The 21,592-nt window shown below is 69.6% G+C and carries 19 protein-coding genes and 2 pseudogenes; 18 read left to right on the top strand and 3 right to left on the bottom strand.

Annotation, left to right across the window (positions count from 1 at the left end; all coding sequences use genetic code 11):
• Nucleotides 1–292: 292 nt before the first annotated feature.
• Nucleotides 293–559 (bottom strand): 30S ribosomal protein S20, encoded by a 267-nt coding sequence (gene rpsT / locus V5F49_RS11570; protein ID WP_394115661.1) that lies wholly within the window; start codon nt 557–559, stop codon nt 293–295.
• A 268-nt stretch (nt 560–827) separates the two neighbouring features.
• Between rpsT and V5F49_RS11565 the strand changes: the two genes are divergently transcribed.
• The 7 genes from V5F49_RS11565 (at nt 828) to V5F49_RS11535 (ending at nt 7,547) form a co-directional block, all read left to right on the top strand.
• Entirely contained in the window at nt 828–1,814 is a 987-nt protein-coding gene (locus V5F49_RS11565) for a complex I NDUFA9 subunit family protein (protein WP_394115662.1), read from the top strand.
• A 96-nt stretch (nt 1,815–1,910) separates the two neighbouring features.
• A complete protein-coding gene (locus V5F49_RS11560) occupies nt 1,911–2,663 on the top strand; it encodes a phosphoribosylanthranilate isomerase (protein ID WP_394115663.1) in 753 nt (250 codons plus the stop codon).
• A complete protein-coding gene (trpB, locus tag V5F49_RS11555) occupies nt 2,660–3,871 on the top strand; it encodes a tryptophan synthase subunit beta (RefSeq protein WP_394115664.1) in 1,212 nt (403 codons plus the stop codon). The genes V5F49_RS11560 and trpB overlap by 4 nt, the downstream gene beginning before the upstream one ends.
• Entirely contained in the window at nt 3,868–4,206 is a 339-nt protein-coding gene (locus V5F49_RS11550) for a hypothetical protein (RefSeq protein WP_394115665.1), read from the top strand. Before trpB ends, V5F49_RS11550 begins: the two co-directional genes overlap by 4 nt.
• Nucleotides 4,207–4,242: 36 nt before the next feature.
• Nucleotides 4,243–5,070 carry a tryptophan synthase subunit alpha gene (gene trpA, locus V5F49_RS11545; RefSeq protein WP_394115666.1) on the top strand — a complete coding sequence of 276 codons (828 nt, stop codon included), beginning with the start codon at nt 4,243–4,245 and terminating at the stop codon, nt 5,068–5,070.
• 180 nt (nt 5,071–5,250) lie between these two features.
• A complete protein-coding gene (gene accD, locus V5F49_RS11540; protein ID WP_394115667.1) occupies nt 5,251–6,144 on the top strand; it encodes an acetyl-CoA carboxylase, carboxyltransferase subunit beta in 894 nt (297 codons plus the stop codon).
• A gap of 38 nt (nt 6,145–6,182) precedes the next feature.
• Nucleotides 6,183–7,547 carry a bifunctional folylpolyglutamate synthase/dihydrofolate synthase gene (locus V5F49_RS11535; protein WP_394115668.1) on the top strand — a complete coding sequence of 455 codons (1,365 nt, stop codon included), beginning with the start codon at nt 6,183–6,185 and terminating at the stop codon, nt 7,545–7,547.
• Between the two features lie 397 nt (nt 7,548–7,944).
• Here the strand turns inward: V5F49_RS11535 and edd are convergent, their stop codons facing one another.
• Together edd and V5F49_RS11525 are read right to left on the bottom strand one after the other, a co-directional pair.
• On the bottom strand, nt 7,945–9,777 hold the full coding sequence (gene edd, locus V5F49_RS11530; RefSeq protein WP_394115669.1) for a phosphogluconate dehydratase: 1,833 nt from the start codon (nt 9,775–9,777) through the stop codon (nt 7,945–7,947).
• A 139-nt stretch (nt 9,778–9,916) separates the two neighbouring features.
• On the bottom strand, nt 9,917–10,378 hold the full coding sequence (locus V5F49_RS11525; protein ID WP_394115878.1) for an Lrp/AsnC ligand binding domain-containing protein: 462 nt from the start codon (nt 10,376–10,378) through the stop codon (nt 9,917–9,919).
• Nucleotides 10,379–10,657: 279 nt separating this feature from the next.
• Between V5F49_RS11525 and putA the strand changes: the two genes are divergently transcribed.
• The 11 genes and pseudogenes from putA to V5F49_RS11470 all read left to right on the top strand — a co-directional run bounded on the left by putA (nt 10,658) and on the right by V5F49_RS11470 (nt 21,473).
• Entirely contained in the window at nt 10,658–14,359 is a 3,702-nt protein-coding gene (putA, locus tag V5F49_RS11520) for a trifunctional transcriptional regulator/proline dehydrogenase/L-glutamate gamma-semialdehyde dehydrogenase (RefSeq protein ID WP_394115670.1), read from the top strand.
• 407 nt (nt 14,360–14,766) lie between these two features.
• Nucleotides 14,767–15,949, top strand: a pseudogene (locus V5F49_RS11515) (tyrosine-type recombinase/integrase).
• The gene (locus V5F49_RS11510) at nt 15,933–16,535 is read left to right on the top strand and encodes a hypothetical protein (RefSeq protein WP_394115671.1); all 603 of its coding nucleotides are present in this window, start codon (nt 15,933–15,935) and stop codon (nt 16,533–16,535) included. The pseudogene V5F49_RS11515 and the gene V5F49_RS11510 overlap by 17 nt, the downstream one beginning before the upstream one ends.
• Before the next feature lie 54 nt (nt 16,536–16,589).
• The gene (locus tag V5F49_RS11505) at nt 16,590–16,865 is read left to right on the top strand and encodes a hypothetical protein (protein WP_394115672.1); all 276 of its coding nucleotides are present in this window, start codon (nt 16,590–16,592) and stop codon (nt 16,863–16,865) included.
• 180 nt (nt 16,866–17,045) lie between these two features.
• Nucleotides 17,046–17,264 carry a helix-turn-helix transcriptional regulator gene (locus V5F49_RS11500; RefSeq protein ID WP_394115673.1) on the top strand — a complete coding sequence of 73 codons (219 nt, stop codon included), beginning with the start codon at nt 17,046–17,048 and terminating at the stop codon, nt 17,262–17,264.
• A gap of 36 nt (nt 17,265–17,300) precedes the next feature.
• Entirely contained in the window at nt 17,301–17,753 is a 453-nt protein-coding gene (locus V5F49_RS11495) for a RuvC family protein (RefSeq protein ID WP_138400628.1), read from the top strand.
• Nucleotides 17,750–17,962: a hypothetical protein gene (locus V5F49_RS11490; protein WP_394115674.1), complete on the top strand. Its 213-nt coding sequence runs from the start codon at nt 17,750–17,752 to the stop codon at nt 17,960–17,962. The genes V5F49_RS11495 and V5F49_RS11490 overlap by 4 nt, the downstream gene beginning before the upstream one ends.
• Entirely contained in the window at nt 17,959–18,171 is a 213-nt protein-coding gene (locus tag V5F49_RS11485) for a hypothetical protein (protein ID WP_394115675.1), read from the top strand. Before V5F49_RS11490 ends, V5F49_RS11485 begins: the two co-directional genes overlap by 4 nt.
• Nucleotides 18,172–18,233: 62 nt before the next feature.
• Nucleotides 18,234–18,431: pseudogene (locus tag V5F49_RS11480) on the top strand (DnaB-like helicase N-terminal domain-containing protein); the annotation flags it as partial.
• Nucleotides 18,432–18,915: 484 nt separating this feature from the next.
• Nucleotides 18,916–20,580: a DnaB-like helicase C-terminal domain-containing protein gene (locus V5F49_RS11475; RefSeq protein WP_394115879.1), complete on the top strand. Its 1,665-nt coding sequence runs from the start codon at nt 18,916–18,918 to the stop codon at nt 20,578–20,580.
• Nucleotides 20,577–21,473 carry a hypothetical protein gene (locus V5F49_RS11470; RefSeq protein WP_394115676.1) on the top strand — a complete coding sequence of 299 codons (897 nt, stop codon included), beginning with the start codon at nt 20,577–20,579 and terminating at the stop codon, nt 21,471–21,473. The genes V5F49_RS11475 and V5F49_RS11470 overlap by 4 nt, the downstream gene beginning before the upstream one ends.
• Nucleotides 21,474–21,592: the final 119 nt, after the last annotated feature.

The following is a 21,592-nucleotide window of genomic DNA, read 5'->3' as shown; positions in this document are numbered from 1 at the left end:
AAGCCTTTCAGGAGGATGTCATTTTTCTGATCGGTCTCAGACCGGCCCTATTTTGCCGGTGCGGGAGGCGCCCGGGGGCCCTCTTGACGCTGCCGCAGAATCGGAGTCGCGCCCGTGGCCGGTCGCACGGCCCTGCCCGGCCCACTCCGGCGGGAGGCCACCTGCCGCCCCGCCCGCGCCCGTGGGCAAGTCGAGGCGCGTCGCCCGGCAGTGAAACCGGGGCGACGTCAAATCAAAAAGGCCCGGCAGTGCCGGGCCTTTTGATCTGGTCAGCAACCGCGTGGCGGCAGGATCAGGCGCTGAGGCTCTTCACCCGGGCCGCGAGACGCGAAACCTTGCGGGAGGCCGTGTTCTTGTGGATCACGCCCTTGGTCACCGCGCGCATGATCTCCGGCTCGACGGCCTTGAACGCGACGGTGGCAGCGGTGGCGTCGCCGGTGGCGATGGCATCCTCGAGCTTGCGCAGGAAGGTGCGCACGCGGGAGCGGCGAGACCGGTTCACTTCGGTGCGGCGCGCGATCTTGCGCACCGCCTTCTTGGCGGAAGGCGTATTGGCCATCGGCCGTCCTTGCTGGTTCGCGCCCGGCGTCACGGCCCGAATGGCCGATCCGCGTCGCGCATGAATGGCGGAACAAGCCGGCGGACATGCCGCCAGCGAAGTGCCGGGCTTATAGGGTCGGCGCGCGTCCGCGTCAATACGTCAGTTGCCGGAGCGCCCCGCGGCAGCGGCAAAGCGGCGGCTTTACGGACCGGTGCCGCATCGCGTATGTGCTCGACACATTCTATATAAGGCAGACCGGCAGAGCGCCGGCGAGCGGGGGTTCGGCATGAGCGAAGTGACGGTGACCGATCGTCCTGTAAGCGACAGCCTGGTGACGGTGTTCGGCGGATCGGGCTTTCTCGGCCGCCACGTGGTGCGCGCGCTGGCCATGCGCGGCTATCGCGTGCGGGTGGCGGTGCGGCGCCCCGAGCTCGCCGGCTTCCTCCAGCCCCTCGGCTTCGTCGGCCAGATCCAGCTGAGCCAGGCCAACGTCCGCTACCCCGACAGCGTCGCCCGCGCGGTGGACGGCGCCGAGGCGGTGGTGAACCTCGTGGGCGTGCTGGCCCAGTCCGGCCGCCAGAGCTTCGATGCGGTCCATGTGGCCGGCGCCCGCGCCATCGCGAAGGCGACCACCGCCCAGGGCGCGCCGCTGGTGCATGTCTCGGCCATCGGCGCCGACGCCGCCTCCCCCTCGGGCTACGGCCGCAGCAAGGCGGAAGGCGAGGCCGCGGTCCGCGCCGCCGTGCCCGACGCCGTCATCCTGCGCCCCTCGGTCGTGTTCGGCCCCGAGGACGACTTCTTCAACCGCTTCGCGGCGCTGGCGCGCTTCTCCCCGGTGCTGCCGCTGATCGGCGGCGGCGAGACCAAGTTCCAGCCGGTGTTCGTGGGCGACGTGGCCGCCGCCGTGCTGCGCGCGGTGGACGGCAAGGCCACCGCCGGCGCCACCTATGAGCTGGGCGGGCCGGAGGTGCGCACCTTCCGCGAGCTCATGGAGCTGACGCTGCGCGAGATCTGCGCCCGCCGCATCCTGCTGCCGGTGCCGTTCGGCCTCGCCAATCTCGGCGCCAAGCTGACCCAGTGGGCGCCCGGCGCGCCCTTGACCACCGATCAGGTGGCCATGCTGCGCGTGGACAATGTGGTGTCGCAGGCCGCCCAGGCCGAGGGCCGCACCTTCGCCGGGCTCGACGTGTCGCCGGCCGCGCTCTCCACGGTGCTGCCGACCTACCTCTGGCGCTTCCGCAAGGCGGGCCAGTTCACCCGCGTGGAGACCTGAGCGGCGCGGCCGCCCGGCGCTCCTCCCGCAGCGAGGATGGGCGCGGTCCGGCGGGCCGCGTTGCGCGCCGGACGGCCGGTGCTCTAGGTTGATACGATGGCAAGCGATCACAGCGGCCCCGGCGCGCGGCGCCTCGAGGTCAAGATCTGCGGCATCCGCACCGACGATGCGCTCGACGCGGCCCTGGAGGCCGGCGCGGACCTCGTCGGCTTCGTGCATTTCCCCAAGAGCCCGCGCCACCTGCACTTGGCGCTCGCGCCCGCGCTCGCCGCGCGGGTGGCGGGCCGGGCCGGCAAGGTGGCGCTGCTGGTGGACCCGGACGACGATCTCGTCGCCTCCGTCATCGCCGCGCTCTCGCCCGACATTCTCCAGCTGCACGGCCATGAGACGCCCGAGCGCGTCGCCGCCGTCCGCGCCCGCTTCCGCCTGCCGGTGATGAAGGCGCTGCCGGTGGGCCGGCGCGAGGATCTCGACGTGCTGCCGGCCTATGCCGCCGTCGCCGACCGCATCCTGTTCGACGCCCGGCCCGATCCCGGCGCGCTCCTGCCCGGCGGCAACGGCCGCCCGTTCGACTGGAGCCTGGTGGCCGGCCTTGACGTGGGGCGGCCACTCATGCTTTCCGGTGGCCTCAATGCCGACAATGTGTCGCAGGCGCTGCGCGAGGTCCGGATGGACGGTGTGGACGTATCGTCGGGCGTGGAGGATGCGCCCGGCGTGAAGTCGCCCGACAAGATCCGCGCCTTCGTCGCGGCGGCCCGCAAGGCGGCCGCCGGCGCTCCCGACCACCCGGCCCGCGCTGCGGCGGCGGACGGACCCGAAGATCTCTCACCGAAAGTTCCCGCGTCGTGACCGCTCTCAATTCCTATCGCACCGGACCCGACCATCGGGGCCACTTCGGCATCCACGGCGGGCGTTTCGTCGCCGAGACGCTGATGCCGCTGATCCTGGAGCTGGAGCAGGCCTACGAGGCGGCCAAGGCCGATCCCGCCTATCACGCGGAGATGGCCGGCTATCTCACCCACTACGTCGGCCGCCCCTCGCCGCTCTATTTCGCCGAGCGCCTCACAGAGCATCTGGGTGGCGCCAAGATCTATCTGAAGCGCGAGGAGCTGAACCACACCGGCTCCCACAAGGTGAACAACGTGCTCGGCCAGATCCTGCTGGCCCGCCGCATGGGCAAGGGCCGGGTGATCGCCGAGACCGGCGCCGGTCAGCACGGGGTCGCCACCGCCACCCTGTGCGCGCGCTTCGGCCTGAAGTGCGTGGTCTACATGGGCGCCGTCGACGTGGAGCGGCAGGCCCCCAACGTGTTCCGCATGAAGATGCTGGGCGCCGAAGTGGTGCCCGTGCAGTCCGGCTCGCGCACCCTGAAGGACGCCATGAACGAGGCGCTGCGCGACTGGGTGACCAACGTGCACGACACCTTCTATTGCATCGGCACCGTGGCCGGCCCGCACCCCTATCCCGCCATGGTGCGCGACTTCCAGTCGATCATCGGCCGCGAGACCCGCGAGCAGATGCTGGAGCTGGAAGGCCGCCTGCCGGACAGCCTGATCGCCTGCGTGGGCGGCGGCTCGAACGCCATGGGCCTGTTCCACCCGTTCCTGGATGATCCCTCGGTGGAGATCTACGGCGTGGAGGCGGCCGGGCGCGGCCTCGACACCCACGAGCACGCCGCCTCCATCGCCGGCGGACGCCCCGGCGTGCTGCACGGCAACCGCACCTACCTGCTGATGGACGACGACGGCCAGATCATCGAGGCCCATTCCATCTCGGCCGGCCTCGATTATCCCGGCATCGGGCCCGAGCATTCCTGGCTGAACGACGTGGGCCGGGTGACCTACCTCAGTTGCACCGACCAGGAGGCGCTCGACGCCTTCCAGCTCCTGACCCGGCTCGAGGGCATCATCCCGGCGCTGGAATCGGCCCATGCCATCGCCAAGGTCATCGAGCATGCGCCCAAGCGGGCGAAGGACCACCTGATGGTCGTGAACCTCTCCGGCCGCGGGGACAAGGACGTGCCCCAGGTGGCGGAGATACTGGGGACGAGACTATGACGCCCTTCCGCTCCGCGCTCACCGTCGCCTCTGCCGCCTGCGCCGTTCTGCTCCTTCCGGCCGCGGCATCGGCCGCCACGCTCGAGCTCACGCCCGGCAAGGTGCGCACCGACCCCGCCGGCGCCTATGTGACCGTGGCGGTGAAGAACAACGGCGCCGACGTGGTGGCGCAGACGCAGGTGACCTGCGCGTTCTTCGCCGGCAAGCGCGCGCTGGGCAAGTCGTCCACCGTGCTGTTCGCCATCGTTCCCGGCGTGACCGGCACCGATCAGGTGCGCATGCTCGGCGCCTCCTCGGCCACCCGCGCCGACTGCGCCATCGACGGCCAGAAGTAGGCCGTCGCCCTCCCCCTTCTCCAGCCAGGCAGGCTCATGACCACCCGCATCTCCGACCGTTTCGCCGCCCTGAAAGAGGAAGGCCGCCCCGGCCTCGTCACCTTCATCACGGCCGGCGACCCCGACGGGGAGACCTCGCTGGCCATCCTGAAGGCCCTGCCGGGGGCCGGCGCCGACGTGATCGAGCTGGGCGTGCCCTTCACCGATCCCATGGCCGACGGCCCCGCCATCCAGGCCGCCGGCCTGCGCGCGCTCAAGGCCGGGCAGACGCTGGCCAAGACCATCGCCATGGTCCGCGCCTTCCGCGAGGAGGACCACACCACCCCCGTGGTGCTGATGGGCTACTTCAACCCCATCTACGTCTACGGCGTGGAACGCTTCCTCACCGACGCCAAGGTGGCCGGGGTGGACGGGCTGATCGTGGTGGACCTGCCGCCGGAGGAAGACGAGGAGCTGTGCCTTCCCGCCCTCTCCGCCGGGCTCGACTTCATCCGCCTCGCCACCCCCACCACTGACGACAAGCGCCTGCCGACGGTGCTGAAGAACACGGCGGGCTTCGTCTATTACGTCTCCATCACCGGCATCACCGGCTCGGCCACCCCCGATGCCGGCGTGGTGGCGCAGGCGGTGGCGCGCATCAAGGGCCACACCCCGCTTCCCGTGGCCGTCGGCTTCGGCGTGAAGACGCCCGAGCAGGCGAAGGCCATCGCCGCCGGCGCCGATGCGGTGGTGGTGGGCTCGGCGCTGGTGGAAGTGGTCCGGCGCACCCTCGACACCGAGGGCAAGGCCACCGCCAACACCCTGCCGGGCGTCACGGCGCTGGCGGAGGAGCTGGCCGAGGCGGTGCGGTCCATCCGCCGCTGAGCGTCGCGCCGGCGCGTTCCGACGGGCCGGGCAGGACCGTTTCCGGCCGGACCGTGAGGCAAATGAAGCGTCACAGTGGCGATCGCCGCACTTTCGCCGTGTCGGACTTGCCATTAAGGCTGAGGGAGGACTATGTGCGCTGCAGCGCGGCGCCGCGTCCTCCGTGCCGGAGATGACCCCGTGAACTGGATTTCCAACGTCGTCCGCCCGAAGATCCGCGACTTCCTGGCGCGGCGCGAGGTCCCCGAGAACCTCTGGGTGAAGTGCCCGGAGACCGGGCAGATGGTGTTCCACAAGGATCTCGAGGCGAACCTCTACGTCATTCCGGCGTCGGGCTATCACATGCGCATGGACGCGGTGACCCGGCTGAAGTCCACCTTCGACGACGGCGCCTATGACGAGGTGCCCCTGCCCGAGGTCGCCACCGACCCGCTCAAGTTCCGCGACGAGCGCCGCTACATCGACCGCCTCAAGGACGCCCGCGCCAAGACCGGCTACCAGGACGCGGTGAAGGTGGCCACCGGCCTCCTCACCGAGCTGCCGGTGACCATCGCGGTGCAGGATTTCGGCTTCATGGGCGGCTCGCTCGGCATGGCCGCCGGCGAGGCGGTGGTGAAGGGGCTGGAGACGGCCGCCGCCAAGGGCACGCCCTTCATCATGTTCGCCGCCTCGGGCGGAGCCCGCATGCAGGAGGGCATCCTCTCCCTCATGCAGATGCCGCGCACCACCGCCGCCATCCAGGAGCTGCGCGAGGCGAAGAAGCCCTACATCGTGGTGCTCACCAACCCGACCACGGGCGGCGTCACCGCCTCCTACGCCATGCTCGGCGACATCCAGATCTCCGAGCCCGGCTCGCTCATCGGCTTCGCCGGCCCGCGCGTGATCGAGCAGACCATCCGCGAGAAGCTGCCCGACGGCTTCCAGCGCGCCGAATACCTGCGCGAGCACGGCATGCTCGACATGGTGGTCCACCGCCACGAGATGCGCGACACGCTCGGCCGGCTCTGCCGCCTGCTCATGAAGGCGCCGGCGCTGCCGCCCAAGGGCCGCCTGCCCCGCCCCGAAGCCGCCTGACGAGGGGACGAGAGCGGGCGCCCGGCGCCCGCGCCGGAATGACGATGCCGCTGCCCTCGACCCCGCCCCGGCCCGCGCGCGCCACCGACGAGATCCTGACCCGCCTCGCCGGGCTCCATCCCAAGAAGATCGACCTCACGCTCTCGCGGATGGAGCGTCTGCTCGACGCGCTCGGCCATCCCGAGCGGCGGCTGCCGCCGGTGATCCATGTGGCGGGCACCAACGGCAAGGGCTCCACCATCGCCTTCATGCGCGCCATGCTGGAGGCCGCCGGCCAGCGGGTGCACGTCTACACATCGCCCCATCTGGTGCGCTTCAACGAGCGCATCCGCCTCGCCGGGCGGCTGGTGGAGGACGCGCCCCTCGCCGATGCCCTCGACCGGGCGGAGGCGGCCAACGCCGGCGCGCCCATCACCCTGTTCGAGATCACCACCGCCGCCGCGCTGCTGCTGTTCGCCGAGCATCCGGCCGACGTGCTGCTGCTGGAGGTGGGGCTCGGCGGCCGGCTCGACGCCACCAATGTGGTGGACGCGCCGCTCGCGACCGTCATCACGCCCGTCTCCATCGACCACGTGGACTTCCTCGGCACGACGCTCGCGGCCATTGCCGGCGAGAAGGCCGGCATCATCAAGCCCCGCACCCCGGTCGTGGTGGGCGCGCAGGCGCCGGAGGCGCTGGAGGTGGTGGAGCGCGCAGCCGCCCGCAAGCTCGCCCCGCTGTTCGTGCGCGGCGAGCACTGGAACGTCGGAGAGGAGGCCGGGCGCCTCGTCTATGCCGACGAGAATGGCCTGATGGACCTGCCGCGCCCGCGCCTCGTGGGTCCGCACCAGATCGACAATGCCGGCCTCGCGGTGGCGGCGCTCCGGGCGGCGGGCCTTGCCGCCGGCAGCGATGCCACCGCGCTTCAGGCCGGGATTCTCGGCGCCGACTGGCCGGCGCGGCTGCAGCGCCTGCCGCCCGGCCCGCTGGTCGCGCGCGCCCCCGCCGGCGTCGAGGTGTGGCTGGACGGCGGGCACAATGCCGCCGGCGGCGCCGCCCTCGCCCATGCCCTGTGCGAGCTGGAGGAGCGCTATTCGCGGCCGCTGGTGCTGGTGCTCGGCATGCTCGGCACCAAGGACGTGACAGGCTTCCTCGCCCCGTTCGCGGGGCTGGTGCGCGAGGCCATCGCCGTGCCGGTCCCCGGCGACCATGCCGGCCTGAAGCCCGAGGACGTGGCCGCCGCCGCCGCCGGCCTCGGCATCGCCGCGCGGGTGGCGCCGGACGTGGCCAGCGCGCTGGACGCCATCTCCATCGCCCGCCCCGCCGATGGCATGCCGCAGGTGCCGCCGCCGCGCGTGCTCATCGCCGGCTCGCTCTATCTGGCCGGCGCCGTCCTCGCCGCCAACGGGACCGAGCCGGGCTGACCAAGCCGTCTGGACGCGCTCGGCGCTTCGCGAACGGGACCGACCGGACATCGAGCGATCATCGCCCCCTGCTCCGCCACGGCTCGGCGGCGGGCGAACGAGGACCGGCGTCGCGCCGGAGCCACAGGCCGCCCCCATCCTCCGGGCGCCTCAAACCCATCCACGGGCAAGACCCGACCCCGCCGTCTCCGGGCGCGCCGCCCACGCGGCGGCAGTCGCCCCTCGTCCGGAGGATGGCCACCAACCTCACGCGACGAGCAGAGGCATGGTCCAAGGCCATCGCCCACATGATCGATGCCGTCAGGGCACGGCGGCGGCCTGCCGGGGGTGGCGCCAGCATCGGCCTCACCCACCAAGGCTGCTTTCCCCGATCCGCCTGCCGCACGCGCGCCGCGCCTCAGCCTCCGAAGATGGCCGCCCCCCGGTCCGCCGGCCCCACCGCGGCGCGGAAGGGGGCGAACAGCTCGCGCCCCACGCCGGCATGGGAGGCGGAAAGGTCTGCTTCCGCCGGCGCGCGGGCGGCCCATTCGGCTTCCGGCACCAGCACTTCCAGCCGGCCGGTGACCGCATCGACCCGCACCATGTCGCCATCTCGGATGCAGGCGATGGCGCCGCCCTCCACCGCCTCGGGCGTGACGTGGATGGCGGCCGGCACCTTGCCGGAGGCGCCGGAGAGGCGCCCGTCGGTGACCAGCGCCACCCGGAGCCCGCGATCCTGCAGCACGCCCAGCGGCGGCATCAGCTTGTGCAGCTCAGGCATGCCGTTGGCCTTCGGCCCCTGGAAGCGCACCACCGCCACCATGTCGCCGGTGAGCTCGCCGGCCTTGAAGGCGGCCTGAAGCTCCTCCTGCGCGTGGAACACCCGCGCCGGGGCCTCCACCACATGCCGCTCCGGCGCCACCGCCGAGGTCTTGATGACCGCCCGGCCCAGATTGCCGTCCAGCACCTTCAGCCCGCCGGTGGGCTGGAACGGCGCAGCGACGCCGCGGAGCACCTTCTCGTCGCCCGAGGCCTCCGCTGCCTCCCGCCATGCGAGCGTGCCATCGTCGGCCAGCACCGGCTCGCGGGTGTAGGCCTCCAGCCCCTGCCCGAGAATGGTGCCGGCATCGCCATGCAGCAGCCCGGCGCCCAAGAGCTCGCGGATGACGTAGGGCACGCCGCCGGCCGCATGGAAATGGTTCACGTCCGCCGTGCCGTTGGGATAGACGCGGGCGAGCAGCGGCGTCATCTCGGCCAGCACCGAGAAGTCGTCCCAGGTCAAGGTGATGCCGGCCGCCGCCGCCATGGCCACCAGATGCAGCGTGTGGTTGGTGGAGCCGCCGGTGGCGTGCAGGCCGACGATGCCGTTCACGAAGGCCTTCTCGTCCAGCATCCGCCCGGCGGGGATGTAGTCGTTGCCGAGGGCGGTCATCGCCAAAGCGCGCTGGGCCGCCGCCCGCGTCAGCGCGTCCCGCAGCGGCGTGTCGGGGGTGACGAAGGACGCGCCGGGCAGGTGCAGGCCCATGATCTCCATGAGCATCTGGTTGGTGTTGGCGGTGCCGTAGAAGGTGCAGGTGCCGGGCCCGTGGTAGGACTGGCTCTCCGCCTCCAGCAGCGCGTCGCGGCCCAGCTTGCCCTCGGCATAGAGCTGGCGCACGCGGGATTTCTCCGCATTGGGCAGGCCGCTGGTCATGGGGCCGGAGGGGATGAACACCGCCGGCAGATGTCCGAACGCCAGCGCGCCGATGACGAGCCCCGGCACGATCTTGTCGCAGATGCCGAGGAACACCGCCGCATCGAACGTCTGGTGCGACAGGGCCACGGCGGTGGAGAGGGCGATCACGTCGCGCGAGAACAGGGACAATTCCATGCCCGCCTCGCCCTGGGTGATGCCGTCGCACATGGCCGGCACGCCGCCCGCCACCAGCGCCACGCCGCCGGCCTCCCGCGCGGCCTCGCGCAGAAGCTCGGGGTAGCGCTCGTAGGGCCGGTGGGCGGACAGCATGTCGTTGTAGGCGGTGACGATGCCGAGGCTCGGCCCCTGGCCCTCGCGCAGCATGGCCTTGTCGCCCGGACCGCAGGCAGCGAAGCCGTGGGCCTGGTTGGCGCAGCCCAGCGCCTGCCGGCGCGGATGGTGGTCGGCCGCCGCGGCGATGCGGTCGAGATAGCGGGCGCGGCCGTCCCGGCTGCGGCGGACAATGCGTTCGGTGACCTCGCCGACACGGGCGTCGAGGGGGGCGCGGACGGACATGGCGGTCTCCTGCCGAATTCAGATGCCGGGCGGACGTGCCGGAGACGTTCCGGAGGCCCCAGCCTAAACGAGCGCTCCCCGGCCGCGAACCTCCCGCGCGGGCAAAGCACCCGTGCGCGGCGGGCGAGGCCGTGGGGCCTCAGACCTTCTGGCGGCCGGCGAAGCCGGTCTCCTTCACCGTCTCCATGGCCACGTTGGTGGAAGTGGAGGCGACATAGGGCAAGGCGGAGATCTTCTCCCCCAGCACCAGCCGGTAGCGGCGGATGTCCCGGGTGCGGATCTTCAGAAGGTAGTCGAAGCGTCCGGCGATCATGTGGCACTCCTCCACCTCGCGGATCGCCTTCACCGCCGCGTTGAAGCTCTGCAGCGCCTGCTCATGGGTGTGGGTGAGCTTCACCTCGGCGAAGGCCACGTGGGCGAGGTCCATCTTTCCCGGATTCAGGATGGCCCGGAAGCCCTCGATGTAGCCCTCGGCGATGAGCTTGCGGAAGCGGGAAAGACACGGCGTCTTCGACAGGCCGACGCGGCTTGCGAGATCGGTGATGGAGATGCGCCCGTCCTGCGCCAGGACGCCGAGGATGCGCCGGTCGGCGGCGTCCATATGACCGTCCACCTCGTCATCTGCAGACACTCTGACCTCCATATGGCCTGAACAAAGAGCATATGACCTGCCAATTGCCCCCATCAAGTCGAAATGCCGTCCGGGCCGGTGCTAGCCTTTCGCGAGATGCCGAACAGGAGATGCACCATGGCCGCCGCGCCCGAAACCGCCCCCGCGCAGCCCGTCCAGCCGCCGGACGCCCTGCACGCGGCGCCGGCGGCATCCCGGGTGGAGGGATCGCCGGCGAATGGCCCGCGTTCTCCCCTCGAAGGAGCCGCGATGACCACCCCCACGGCCGCCGGGCCGGCCATTCCGCCCGCATTCACCTCTGAGCCGCCGTTCCGCCGGTTTGCCCCGCCGCCCGCGCCCCGCACCGCGCTGCGTGAGGCCATCACCGCCGCCTGCCGCCGGCCCGAGCCGGAGTGTCTGCCTCCGCTCATCGCCGCCGCGCGCGTGCCGGCGGACGCGAAGGCCGCCATCGCCGCCACCGCGCGCGATCTGGTGGAGGCGCTGCGGGACAGGCACCGGCCGGACGGCATCGAGGGGCTGGTGCACGAATATGCCCTCTCCAGCCAGGAGGGGGTGGCGCTCATGTGCCTTGCGGAGGCGCTGCTGCGCATTCCCGACACCGCCACCCGCGATGCCCTCATCCGCGACAAGATCGCCGGCGGCGATTGGGCGGCCCACATGGGCGGGGGGCGCTCGCTGTTCGTGAATGCGGCGAGCTGGGGTCTCGTGGTCACCGGCCGCCTCACCGGCGCCAGCGAGGAGCCGGGGCTTTCCGCCGCCCTCACCCGCCTCGTCGCCCGCTGCGGCGAGCCGGTGATCCGGCGCGGCATGGACATGGCCATGCGGCTGATGGGCGACCAGTTCGTCACCGGCGAGACCATCGCGGAGGCGCTGCGCCGCGCCCGGCCGCTGGAAGAGCGCGGCTTTCGCCACTCCTACGACATGCTCGGCGAGGCCGCGACCACCGCCGAGGATGCGGCGCGCTATCTGGCCGCCTACACGCAGGCCATCGACGCCATCGGCGCGGCAGCGGCCGGGCGCGGCATCCATGCGGGGCCGGGCATCTCGGTGAAGCTCTCCGCGCTCCACCCGCGCTATGGCCGGGCGCAGGCGGAGCGGGTGATGGGCGAGCTCCTGCCCCGCCTGCGCAGCCTCGCGCTGAGGGCGCGGGACTACGGCATCGGCCTCAACATCGACGCCGAGGAGGCCGACCGGCTGGACATCTCCCTCGATCTCCTGGAGGTACTGAGCCTCGATCCCGCCCTCGCCGGCTGGGACGGCCTCGGCTTCGTGGTGCAGGCCTACGGCCGGCGCTGCCCGTTCGTCATCGACTTCCTCATCGACCTCGCCCGGCGTTCCGGTCGGCGGCTCATGGTGCGGCTCGTGAAGGGGGCCTACTGGGACGCCGAGATCAAGCGCGCGCAGGTGGATGGGCTCGCCGATTTCCCCGTCTTCACCCGCAAGGCGCACACGGATGTCTCCTACCTCGCCTGCGCCCGCCGGATGCTGGCGGCGCCGGACGCGGTTTTCCCCCAGTTCGCCACCCACAATGCCCAGACGGTGGCGCGCATCCATCACATGGCCGGGCCGGATTTTCACCCCGGCCAGTATGAGTTCCAGTGCCTGCACGGCATGGGCGAGCCGCTCTACGAGGAGGTGATCGCCCGCCTGAACCGGCCCTGCCGCATCTATGCGCCGGTGGGCACCCACGAGACCCTGCTCGCCTATCTGGTGCGCCGCCTGCTGGAGAACGGGGCCAACGCCTCCTTCGTCAACCGGATCGCCGACCCGGCCGTGCCGGTTGAGGATCTGGTGGCCGATCCGGTGGACGTGGCGGAAGCGCTGCCCGTCCTCGGTGCGCCACACCCCGCCATCGCGGCGCCGGCGGCGCTTTATGGCGCGCGCGCCAACTCGCGGGGCATCGACCTTGCCGACGAGGCGAGCCTTGCCGCCCTGTCGGACGCGCTCGCCGCCTCAACCGCGCGGCCGCTCAGCGCCGGCCCGCTGCTGGCCGACGGCAGCACGCCGGGCACGGCCCGCCCGGTGCGCAATCCGGCCGATCATGCGGACGTGGTGGGTCATGTGACGGAAGTCCCGCCCGACGCCGTGGCCCGCATCGCCGCGCTGTCCGCCGAAGCGGCGGCGGACTGGACGGCGGTGCCGGTCGCGACGCGCGCAGCCTGCCTCGACCGCGCGGCGGACCTGATGCAGGCGCGCATGGCGCCGCTGATGGGCATCGTCATGCGCGAGGCCGGCAAGTCGGCGGCGAATGCGGTGGGCGAGGTGCGCGAGGCCATCGACTTCCTGCGCTACTACGCCGCCGAGGCCCGCGCCACGCTGGGTCCGCGCCAGCGCCCGCTGGGGCCGGTGGTGTGCATCAGCCCGTGGAACTTTCCCCTCGCCATCTTCACCGGACAGGTGGCGGCGGCGCTGGCGGCGGGCAACGTGGTGATGGCCAAGCCGGCGGAGGAAACCCCGCTGATCGCCCAGGCGGCGGTGGAGATGCTGCATGAAGCCGGCATCCCGCGCGGCGCGCTGCAGCTGGTGCCGGGCGATGGCGTGACCGGCGCGGCGCTGGTGGCCGCCCCGCAGACCGCCGGCGTCATGTTCACCGGCTCCACCGAGGTGGCGCGCCTCATCCAGGCGGAGCTGGCGCAGCGCATCTCCCCCACCGGCCGGCCCATTCCCCTCATCGCCGAGACCGGCGGGCAGAATGCCATGATCGTGGATTCCTCCGCCCTCGCCGAGCAGGTGGTGGGCGATGTCATCGCCTCCGCCTTCGACAGCGCCGGGCAGCGCTGCTCGGCCCTCAGGGTGCTGTGCCTGCAGGAGGAGGTGGCAGACCGCATCCTCGCCATGCTGCGCGGGGCGATGCGCGAGCTCACGGTGGGGCGCACGGACACACTTGCCACCGACATCGGCCCGCTCATCTCGGCGGAGGCGAAGGCCGGTATCGAGCGGCACATCGGCGGGATGCGCGCCCGCGGGCAGCGGGTGGAGCAGCTGGAGCTGCCGGCGGAGACGGCGCGAGGCACCTTCGTGCCGCCAACGCTGATCGAGATCGCGCGGATGGAGGACCTCGCCCGCGAGGTGTTCGGCCCGGTGCTGCATGTCATCCGATACCGGCGGGAGACCCTCGACCGGCTGGTCGACGCCATCAACGCGTCCGGCTACGGCCTCACCTTCGGCCTGCACACCCGCATCGACGAGACGGTGGCGCATGTGACGGCGCGGGTGAAGGCGGGCAATCTCTACGTCAACCGCAACATGATCGGCGCGGTGGTGGGGGTGCAGCCGTTCGGCGGGCGCGGGCTGTCGGGCACGGGCCCCAAGGCCGGCGGGCCGCTCTATCTCGGCCGGCTGGTGGAGACGCCGCCGCTGCCGCCCGGCGCGGGCACGGGCCGCGCCGATCCCGCCCTCGCCGCCTTCGCCGAATGGCTCGACGCGCGCGGCCTCTCGGCCGAGGCGGGTGCGGCGCGCGCCTGCGCCGCCCGCTCCGCGCTGGGGCACCGGCAGGAGCTGGCCGGGCCGGTGGGAGAGCGCAACCTCTATGCGCTCCATCCGCGCGGCCGCATCCTGCTCGTCCCCGCAACCCCGGCGGGCCTGTTGCGCCAGCTAGCGGCGGCGCTCGCCACCGGCAACACGGTCGTCATCGACACCGCCTGCGGCATTGCCGGCGCGCTCGACGGACTTCCCGATGCCGTCGCCCGGCGCGTCGCCTGGAGTTCGGACTGGGCGGCCGACGGTCCGTTCGCCGGCGCCCTGCTGGAAGGCGACGCGCAGGCGATCCGCGTCCTGAACCGACGCATCGCCGCGCTGCCGGGACCGCTGGTGCCGGTGCAGGCGGCGACATCCGCCGCGCTGGCATCCGACCCCGACGCCTATGCCCTCCCCCTGCTGCTGGAGGAGGTCTCGCTCTCCACCAACACCGCCGCCGCCGGCGGCAATGCCAGCCTGATGGCCATCGGCTGAGCGCGCGGCATGCGGAGGACGAAAGGGCGCACGGGACGGGGCGCGGCGACGGCCGAAGCCGGCCCACGTTGGCCGCGCGCGGTCAGGAAAGGCGAGCAGGAGCAGCAGCGGTGAAGCCCCGCATGGGGCTCCGCGAGGCCGGACGTTCCAGGATGCCGACGGGGCGGGGAGGGGGTCGCCGCAGCAGAGAGAGGGCGCCCCCCGCGCCGGGTTGGCGGGCGGCGGCGCGCAAGAAAAAATGGTGCGGGCGGTCTGCATCATATTGTAATATCATCGTAAATCGTACTCTCTCAGGCGAAATCTATCCTGTTGACGCACGGCTTCGTTCTTGTTTCGTTCGCCGTCATCCGCTATCGTCCGTGATCAACTCATCGCGGCTCAAAAGGTGGATTGGCGGGTGGATTGAAATGGGGCGCGGATTGAACCGTTTGTCGGCGATCGCCGTTCGATCAGCCCCCGCCGGGAAGCATGCCGACGGGGGCGGCCTGTGGCTCCACAAGCGGCTCGACGGTGGCGCCCAATGGTTCTTTCGCTTCACGGTGCACGGCCGGCGCCGGGAAATGGGGCTGGGGGCCGCAACTGACGTGTCCTTGAGGGAGGCGCGAGAGGCGGCCGACCGCTGGCGCGCCTTGGTGCGCCAGAGCCTCGACCCGATCAAGGAACGGGAGCGTGAAAGACGGGAGGCCGCGCGCACGCTGCACTATCTGAAGGACATCGCCCTCGATGCCTTCGAGAGCCGAAAGGCCGAACTGAAGGGCGACGGCAAGGCCGGCCGGTGGTTCACGCCGCTCGAATTGCACGTCCTGCCGAAGCTTGGAAGCGTGCCCGTCGCTGACATCGACCAGAAGGACATCCGCGACACCCTGGCGCCCATCTGGCACGCCAAGGCCGAAACTGCACAAAAGGCCCTGAGCCGGCTCGGCCTCTGCCTGAAGCACGCTGCGGCGCTCGGTCTCGACGTGGACCTGCAGGCGACCGAGAAGGCGCGCGCCTTGCTCGGACAGCAGCGACACAAGCCCGAGAACATCCCCGCCATGCCGTGGAGCGACGTTCCGGGCTTCTACGCCAGCCTGAACGAAGGAACGGTGACGCACCTGGCGCTGCGCCTTCTCATCCTGACGGGCGTGCGATCCAGACCGTTGCGGTTCATCCGGGAAGACCAGATCGCGGGTGACGTCTGGACCATTCCCGGCGAGGCGATGAAGGGCCGGAAGGACAAGACGCCCGATTTCCGGGTGCCCCTGACAGGCGCGGCCGCTCGCGCGCGGCGGCTACCTGCTCCCAAGCCAACGCAAGGGCGTCATCTCCGACATGACGATGGGCCGCTTCATGGAGCGCGCTGGCCTTGAGGCGCGGCCGCACGGCTTCCGCTCCAGTCTGCGGGATTGGATCGCTGAAGCGACTGAAACGCCCCACGACGTCGCCGAGACGGTACTCGGGCATACGGTAGGTGGTGCAGTCGAACGCGCCTATCGGCGGACAGACTTTCTCGACCAGCGCCGGGCCCTGATGGAGCGGTGGGCGCAGCATGTGACGAAGAGCAATGGAATGGCGCTCCAGGAGCGAGGTGGCAATGAAGACGAAGAGTGATCCTCGATGCCTCGATGAGCTTCCCAAAAAACGCGTGGGAGCCCAGCAGTTTGTGAAGGCCACACTCGGCTGGATGTTTCCGACGATGATAGACAAATTGCCGATCAATCCTTCGGATGAGATTTGGCTGCGCCATGAGCCACCGCATGAGCTTGAGGAGTTTCCAAGCAATCCGGACCTTGACGATTTTGGAACGTTCGTCAGCTCGGGGATCGCCTCATACTATTTGGACAATCAGCCCCAAGAGCCCTGCAAAGAAGGGGAGCCAAGACGCTTCTCAGCAAGGCAGATCGAGGTCTTCGACGAAGATACATGGCTTTGCGAATGCACCAGCGTTCTTGAAGAACATCGATGGATGTCCGGCGACCTCTGCGCAGCCCAACACCTGATCGAAAATCTCTCTGGAATTCTGGGGAGCAATTACATAGCTGACCTAAAGGCGTCTCATCCCCAAAATTGGAACATTGCTGTCTGCGAACTCGCGGCATTGCACTTTTCAACGCCTCTTAGCCGCGTATGGTACGTCGCGAATATGCTGGCACTCTATTATATTCATTGCGACTTTTTGAAAGTTAGCTTCCTCTGAAATGAATACAACACAAGAATTCGGTATGAAGTCTTTATTTTGAAATACATGGAGATGATGGAAAAGAACCGAGAGAATGGAGCGAAGGGTGGCCAAGCTGACCGGAAGGCGGACCGTTACCGTGTTCTCAATGAAATCGGCCGGCGCCGCTCCAACGAGATTGCCTTTGTCACGGACAACCAGGGCGTTCGCCTCGCCATGCGCTGGGCCGCAGAGTATGACGCCAAAGCCGAGGTTCCGCTATTCAGGCTGAACGGTCGGCCCCTGAGCAAGAAATGGTATGCCGAATGGCTTGCCGATTTCCGTATCAAGGCCAGGGGTGTCGAGTAGGATCAAGCGCTTAGGCGAACGCGAACCACCGGTTCGTGCCATTTACGTAACCGAACCACCGGTTCGCTGAGGAACGTTGGTCGAACCGGTGGTTCGAAACAAGATCGCGGGTGAACCGTCGGTTAGGCTCTGAATTCATTGATACCTTCACCTCGCATCACTCGACTGCGAGGCAATTCAATGAACCCTGTCGATCGCCTGCTCACCGTCCGCGAAGGCGCGGCGCTTCTCCACATCAGCGTGCCCACCTTCTGGCGGCAGGTGGCCGATGGCACCGTGCCGAAGGCGATCAAGATCGGTGCTCTTTCGCGCTGGTCGCAGGCCGAACTCGAAGCCGTGATCGAGCGCGCCAAGTCCCGCCGCGTGCCCGTGGCAACCGAGGCCGCGTGCCACGCGTGACCGGGCATCCGCTCCCCCTTCCCATGGAGACGCCGCGTGACCGTCCTCGGCATTGATCCGGGCATCTCGGGCGCATGGGCGCTGCTGCACACCGACGGCACGCTCGCCGCGGGCGACCTGCCGGTGGCCGGCGGCCAGATCGATGCCGCCACATTCTCGGCTTTGATCCGCAGCACCCGGCCGGTGGCGGCCTTCGTTGAGGCGGTGCACGCCATGCCCAAGCAAGGCGTCGCTTCCACCTTCAAGTTCGGGATGGCGCATGGGACCATCATCGGCGCCCTGTCCGCTCTGCAGGTGCCGACGAACCTCGTCGCGCCGACCTCATGGAAACGCCACTTCCGCCTCGATGCAGACAAGGAGAAGGCCCGCGCCCTCGCCTTGCGACTGTGGCCGGCGGCGGGGTGCTTCGCCCGCAAGAAGGACCATGGGCGCGCTGAAGCCGCCCTGATCGCCCGCTTCGGCTCCGAGGTGTGGGGAGGCGGGCGATGATCGACTTCGACGGCATCAACGATGCCGCCCGCCCTGCTTTGCCCGCCCTGGTGGCGCGATGGCTCCCCGCTGGCCACCGCGAAGGCCGCGAGTGGGTGGCCCGCAATCCGCGCCGCGCCGACCGGCATCCCGGCAGCTTCCGGGTGAACCTCACCACCGGGCGGTGGGCCGACTTCGCCACCGGTGACAAGGGCGGCGGGGCGCTATGATCCGCGTCAAGATCCTCCCCCCGGAAGGGAGCCGGCAGCTTCTCTTGAATGTGCGCTGGTGGACCTATTGCGCAGCGGTGGCCCGTGCGCAGGCCTCCAGTGACATGCGGGACGGCACCGCCGCGGGCGAGGCCTGGCGGAACTGGCTCGCGCCGTTCCTGCCCGACGAACACCAGACCGTACTCTCCGGCTTCGGGGGGCGCCAGTGACGGCGGTTCCCTCCGAAATCCACAACGTGGAGGCCGAGCAAGCTTTGCTCGGCGCCATCTTCATGGACAACACCGCCTTTGGGATTGCCCATTCCATCGTCCGCCCGGAACACTTCTACGAGCCGATCCATTCCCGCATCTTCGAGATGTGCGGGGAAATGATCCTCGAAGGCCGGGCGGCAACGCCCGTCACCCTGAAGACCAAGCTACCGGCGGATCTGGATATCGCCGGGATGACGCCCAGCCAGTACATGGCCCGGCTCATGGCGGAAGCCACTCCGGCCATCACCCTTCCGGACTACGCCCGGACGGTGCGCGACGCCTGGGCCGCCCGCTGCGTGGTGGAGGCCTCGCGCAACGTGGCCTCGGAAGTGGCGGCCCCCGGTGCCAACGTGAAGTCGGCCATTGCATCGCATTTTGCCGACCTCGATCGTATCCGGGCGGAAATCGACGACAGGCGGGTGGCGCGCCAGCCCCTAGCCACCTGCCTCTCGGACGTGCTCCTTCGGGTGGACGCGATCAGGGAAGGACGGATGGAGCCGGGGCGCCGCCACCGGCCTTTCCGATCTGGACCGCATGATGGGGGGCCTGCAGCCGGGTCGCCTCGTCATCGTCGCCGGTCGGCCGGGAATGGGGAAGGCGCAGCCTCTGACATCTCGTGTCAAACTCGCCAACGGATCTTGGGCGACGATGGGGGGTCTGAAGTTCGGCGACAGGATTGCCAGCATCGACGGCCGAGAGTCGATGGTCGCCGGCATCTTCGATCAGGGCGAGAAGGACATCTTTCGCATCACCTTCTCCGATGGCCGCAGCGCGGAAGCCTGTGCGGATCACCTGTGGGAGGTTGATAGCTGCAAGTTTTCCGGCCCGCGCGTGCTCGCCACCAGCGAGATTGCGGCACTGATCAGCCGCGAGCGGTACCAGAACCGACTTTATGTTCCGAGGGCCTCGGGACATTTCGGGCATAGCCGAGAGCTGCCACTTTCCCCTTGGCTGCTTGGGGTTCTGATCGGAAACGGTTGCCTCCTGTACAACCGCGTGTCCATCAGCACGGCGGACGCCGCGACCCTGTGGCGTGTTCAGCAGGTAGTGGGCACGACGGGCCGCGTCACGGCCGCAAACGGCTACGATTACGGCATCCGCGGGCTCAATGGCGAGAATGCCGTCATGCTCGCCCTGCGGTCGCTGGGCCTGATGGGAAAGCGGAGCGAAGAGAAGTTCATCCCCGAATTGTACCTGACCGCAAGCCGCGAAGCTCGCCTTGAACTGATGCGCGGCCTCATGGACACGGACGGGTGGGTGGAGGCCTTCGGTGTCGTGCGCTTCTCCACCAGCAGCCCGCGGCTGGCTCAGGATGCTGCCGAATTGGCCCGCTCCTTGGGCGGCCTGTGCACCATCGCGGAGAAGGTCCCGCATTACGAGCACAAGGGTGAGCGCCGAGAGGGCTTGCCGCACTTCGTCTGCACCATCCGCCACGACACGCCCAGCGAGTTGGTGACGCTCCTGCGGAAGAAAAGGCGATGCGTCCGCAAAAAGGTGCCGCGCCTCACGATCCAGACGGTTGAGTTTGTGGGGCGCCAGCAGGCGCGGTGCATCTCCGTCTCGCACCCCTCGCACCTTTATGTGACTGACGATTATATCGTCACGCACAACACCATCGTCGGGGCGAACATCGCCCGCGCGACCGCGGCGGCGGGCAACGGGTGCCTCCTGTTCTCGCTGGAAATGCCCGCCGAGGAAATCGGCGCCCGCATCCTGTCCGATCAGGCCTTCCGCCACGGCTCCCCCATCACCTCGAAGGCCATCTTCGAGGGGCATCTGGACGCCCACCAGATGCAGGAGGTGGAGAAGTCGGCATCCGACCTCGCCGGCCTCAACCTGCTGATCGATACGTCGGCGGGGCTCTCGGTCGGGGAGATCCTCGCCCGCACGCGCTCGGCGGCGGACGAGATGAAGGCCCGCGGTGCACGGTTGCGCGTGGTCGTGATCGACTATCTCAAGTTCGTCCGGGCTTCCGACCGCTACCGGGGCCAGCGCGTCTATGAGGTGGGCGAAATCACCGCCGGGCTGAAAGCCCTTGCGAAGGACCTCGGCGTCTGCGTGGTGCTGCTCGCCCAGCTCAGCCGGGCGGTGGAGCAGCGCGCCGACAAGCGCCCGGAACTCTCCGACCTTCGGGAGAGCGGGGATATCGAGGCCGACGCGGACGTAGTGCTGCTGCTGTTCCGCGAGGCCTATTACCTGAAGGACAAGACCGACCCGGATTCCATGGCGCGGCTGCTGGCCTGCGAGAACGCCCTGGAAATCATCATTGCGAAATGCCGCATGGGCGCGGTCGGCGTGGTGGAGACCTTCTGCCATCCCGGCGCCAGCACCGTGCGGGATCGCGGAACCCGAGGCTATGGCCGATGAAGGACCCGTGGTCGAAATTCTTCTGGTCGGATTGGGAAGCCGATCAGGGATTGCGCCTGTGCTCGCTAGCTGCACAGGGGCTTTGGATGCGTATGCTCTGCGTTTGCGCGAGGCACGAACCCAAAGGCTATCTCGCCATCAATGGCAACCCGCTCGTTGTTGAGGACATCGCCCGACTGGCCGGTGTCGCCGAAACCGAGGCGGGGATCCTGATGGAGGAGTTGGACCGAAACGGCGTGTTCTCCCGCAACCGTTCCGGCTGCATCTATTCGCGCCGCATGGTGCGTGATGAAAAGCGCTCGAAAGAAGGGCGTAAATGGAAGAAACAGGGACTTGCACAAGCTGCTGAAACAACAGGAGAAAAGTCCGGACCTTCAAGGGTCTCTGCAAGGAGACCTTCGCCCCATATTCCAGAAGCCAGAAGCCAGAATAGAGATATCCATTCGCTTCCTTCGGAAGCTCATTCCCAAACCACTGCGCGCGGGCGCTCGCTTCCAGATGATTGGAAGCCGAGCGACAAGCACCTGCAGGAAGCTGGCAGACTTGGCCGGAATGCGGAATGGGTATCCCGCCAAGCCGAGGCCATGCGTACGTGGGCCATGGCGAACCGCAACCGGCAGGTGGCCCGCAAGGCGGATTGGGATCTGACGTTCCTCGGCTGGATGCGGCGGGAGCACGAGAAAGGCCAGCCAGCACAGGCCCGCATGCCATCCCGGCCAGCCACGAGCACCGTGGACTGGCCCGTGCATGTCCGCAGGTTCCGGAACGGACATACCTGGCCTTCGAGCCTCGGCCCCCAGCCGGGTTATGCGGGATGCCGCGCCCCCGCCGAGGTGCTTCAGGCTCACGGCTTTGGCGAGGCCGGCGACCGGCAGGCGGGGGGCGCGTCATGAACGGCCTCCCCGATCCGGCCTCGCGTGCGTGCAGGCACACGCGTGCGAGACCAACGCCCGTCATGGGGATTCCCACAGCGCCCGAACCGGGAATTTCCGGTTCGCCTCCCGCCCTCGGT

The organism is Xanthobacter lutulentifluminis (assembly GCF_043194675.2).
GTDB lineage: Bacteria > Pseudomonadota > Alphaproteobacteria > Rhizobiales > Xanthobacteraceae > Xanthobacter.
This window is presented reverse-complemented; position numbering and strand designations above follow the sequence as displayed.